Origin of the sequence: Ligilactobacillus acidipiscis DSM 15836 (assembly GCF_001435755.1) — a bacterium.
Taxonomy (GTDB): Bacteria; Bacillota; Bacilli; order Lactobacillales; family Lactobacillaceae; genus Ligilactobacillus; species Ligilactobacillus acidipiscis.
Map to the genome: position 1 here is coordinate 1 of NZ_AZFI01000366.1, position 474 is coordinate 474.

The window sequence follows — 474 nt, forward strand, 5'->3', positions numbered from 1 at the left end:
TGGACCATCAACACTATTTGACAAAGTCCCCCGTTTTCCTACATTTTATAGCTGCCTTTTGCATTTATATCACGGCTTTAAGGGCGTTTTATAATGCGACGGCTGTCAAATTTATTTCAAAGTAGATCACTCAACGCAGGTTGGTTGTCTGACGAATGTGCGTCGCAAGTTTTTTGAAGCAGCTAAATATAACCCAGCCGCTAAAGCCCCCTAAAAATTACTGAACTCGACGTTCTACTGGGAAAAGCAGTGGCGTGAGCTAAAACCGGTAGACCGACTGAAAAAGAAAACCACGATTCTAAAACCGCTACTGGATCAGTTTTGGAAGGTAGTATCGACTTGTGCTGCACTACCCAAATCGCTGCTAGGAAAAGCACTCAACTACGCGCTTGGTCAAAAAGAAGCGCTCAATGACTTTTTACAATATGGTGCGATCGATACTTCAATAATACTTGTGAACAGGCGGTAAAATCG

At 42.8% G+C, this 474-nt stretch carries 1 protein-coding gene; it reads left to right on the forward strand.

All coding sequences use genetic code 11. From position 1 onward, the window contains the following. Positions 1-220 precede the first annotated feature (220 nt). Entirely contained in the window at positions 221-469 is a 249-nt protein-coding gene (locus FC65_RS12975; protein WP_156408653.1) for an IS66 family transposase, read from the forward strand. Positions 470-474 lie beyond the last annotated feature (5 nt).